Source organism: Variovorax boronicumulans (assembly GCF_029892485.1).
Lineage (GTDB): Bacteria > Pseudomonadota > Gammaproteobacteria > Burkholderiales > Burkholderiaceae_C > Variovorax > Variovorax boronicumulans_B.
Genome location: NZ_JARXVG010000038.1, coordinates 1 through 3,000 on the forward strand (window position 1 = coordinate 1; position 3,000 = coordinate 3,000).

General features: G+C 64.3%; 1 protein-coding gene. It reads right to left on the bottom strand.

Annotated elements, in window-relative coordinates; translation table 11 throughout:
• The coding region (locus tag M2282_RS30935; RefSeq protein WP_280812589.1) for a condensation domain-containing protein at positions 1 to 3,000 on the bottom strand (3,000 nt) is incomplete at both ends.

Genomic DNA, 3,000 nt, shown 5'->3' on the forward strand with positions numbered 1-3,000 from the left:
GCCGATGGGCTGGGCGGGGTCGGCCGCGATCGCTGCGAGCACGCGCTGCAGCCGTGCGGCCAGGCGCTCTACCGTGGCGCGATCGAACAGGTCGGGGCGATAGCCAATGCGAAGCTGCAGCTTTGCCCCCGGAACAACGACGAGGCTCAAGGGATAGTGAGTGGTGTCCCCTCCGCTGCCACCAGCAGGAGCAACCTTCAGACCATCATAGGAGGCTTGGCGTGCATTGGGGTTGACCGGGTAGTTCTCGAAGACGAAGAGAGTGTCGAAGAGAGAGCTGAATCCAGTGAGGCGTTGTATATCGCTGAGACCCAGATGCTGATGGGCAATGAGAGAGGACTGTTCGTCCTGCAGCCGTGCAAGCGTCTGGACGACCGGCTCGACGGAGCGGAATTGGAAGCGCAGCGGCAAGGTGTTGATGAAAAGTCCCACCATGCCTTCGATACCCTGCAACTCGGGTGGGCGTCCGGAGACGGTGATGCCAAAGACCACGTCCTCGCGCCCGGTGAGGCGCCCCAGCAGCGCTCCCCACGCACCCTGCATCAGGGTGTTCAACGTCAGGCCATGCTTGCGCACCCGCTGGCCGAGGGCTTCGGTCAGCTCCTGCGGCAAGTTAATCGAAATGATCTCCTGCCGCCCCGACGATGCAAGGGTTGTCGAGACGAGCTTGGACGGCTCCTGCAAGCCGGCGAAGGCGGCCTGCCACGCATGTTCTGCTGCGGCGCGATCCTGGCGCTTGAGCCATCCGAGGTAATTTCGGTAGGGCGCCACCGGCGGCAGCGTGCGGGAGTCGCCCTTCGTCACGTAGAGCGAGAACAGTTCCTTGAGCAGGATCGGCATGGACCAGCCGTCCAGCAGGATGTGGTGGCTGGTGAATATGAAGCGGGCTCGCTCGGGCGTCAGGCGGATCAAAGTGAAGCGCAGCAGCGGCGCCTGGGTCGGATCGACGGGGCGCGCGCGATCCTCTTCATGCAAGCGGGTCAGTTGAGCGTTCTGGGCTTCCGTATCGAGCGCGGTGAGATCGAACTCGCTCCAAGGCGCCGTGACCTCGCGGGCGATGACTTGCACGGGCTCGGTCAGGTCCTGATGCAGGAAGCAGGCGCGCAGGTTGGCGTGGCGCTGCAACAGGGCATCGGCCGCGGCGCGCAGGGCAGCAGCATCCAGGGCTCCGTTCAGCTCGAAGGCAAGCTGCACGACATAGGCATCGGCCTGCCCCTGGTCATACAGCGCATGGAACAGCAGGCCCAACTGCAGTGACGAGGGGGGAAGAATATCTTCAAGGGACGGAATTTCTTCTTCCAACCGTTCGATCTCGGCCTGTCCGAGAGCGATCAAGGGGAAGTCCGAAGGTGTGAAGCCGCCCACTTGCGGCTGCCGGCTGCGGGAGACCAGGCCCTCCAGAACCCGGAACCATGTGTGAGCCAGATCGCCGATGTCGTCCTCGGTGAAAAGCTCTCCAGCCCAGGACCATGTCGCGGAGAGCTCTGGACCATCTGGCCGGTCGCGGGTGAGTGCGTCCAGCGAGATGGCATGCGCCAGTGGCGTCTCCCGATCTCCGCCGCCGCTCAGCGCACCTGCTTCCAATGCCGCCGCCCAGTCCTGCGCGCGTGGGGCCGCGAAGCGGCCCAGGTAGTTGAAGCCGATCTGCGGGGTTGTGCCGCTCAGTGCCCTGGCAGTCTCGGCATTGAGATAGCGAAGCAGACCATAGCCCAGACCGTTGTCTGGCAGCGCTCGCAATTGCTCCTTGCTCTGCTTGAGCGCACGACCCAAGTCGACGCCGCCACCCAAGGCGTCGTCCAGGTCGATGTCTTGCAGGTCAAGGCGCACGGGAAAGAGGCTGGTGAACCAGCCCACAGTGCGCGAGAGATCCACGCTGTCGAAGATTTCCTCGCGGCCATGGCCTTCCAGATCGAACAACACGCTTGTGCTGCGTCCCAGACCGCGGCGGCGACGCCAGTCGGCGACGGCCAATGCGAAGGCTGTCAAAAGGACGTCGTTGATCCGACCGTGAAACAGTGCCGGTACCTGCGTAAGGAGGGGCGAGGTGAGTGTGCTCGGCAGACTCAGGACGAGGCGCCTGGCCGTTGCGGCCGTGTCCAGAGCAGGGTCGAGAGAACGCTTGGACAGCAAGGGGTCCGGCGCTTGCAGGACAGAAGTCCAGATCGGCAATTCGGCGACCCGTGCCGGATTCGTGGACTCGTCGTTCAATAGCTGCGCCCAGCGGCGGAAAGAGCTGCCGCGATGGCCCAGCGTGGGAAGGCTCCCCCTGAGCGCGGCCTCCCAAGCCGCTTGCAGGTCGGGCACCAGAATTCGCCAGGACACGCCATCCACCGCCAAATGATGAATCGTCAGCAGCAGGCGTCCCGACTGACCGCTGCCGGCATCGAACCATACGGTGTGCAGCATCCTTCCCGCTTCGGGGGCTAGCCGATCGGCGGCGGCTCGAGACGCCTCGTTGATGCGGGCTCGGCGAGTGCTCTCGTCCAGGCCGGCAACATCGATTCGATGGATGCATTCTTGAGCTGCGATCGTCCTCGTGGGCGCGATCTCCAGCTTCCAAGCTTCGCTTGGGAGGGGCGCGATGAGCTTCAGGCGCAGGCTGTCGTGCTGGTCCAGCAGTGCTTGAAGGGCGATGACCAAATGCGCTTCCTGAAGTCCCGAAGGGACCTGCAGCAGCATCGACTGGTTGAAGCGCTGAAGCGGGCCGCCGCGCTCGAGCATCCAGTGGATGATCGGGGTGGGCACGACGGTGCCGATCGCCACATCCTCGGCAATGGGCCTGTCCAGTGAGGTTGCGACTGCCGCGAGCGCCTCCACGTTCTGGTGTTGGAACACATGGCGCGGGGTGACGAGAAGCCCTGCCTTGCGAGCGCGACTGACCAGCTGGATCGAGCTGATGCTGTCACCACCCAGGTCGAAGAAGTTGTCGTCGATGCCCACCTGGGCGATGCCCAGGACATCGGCAAAGAGGGAGGCCAGGATCTCCTCCTGGGGCGTGCG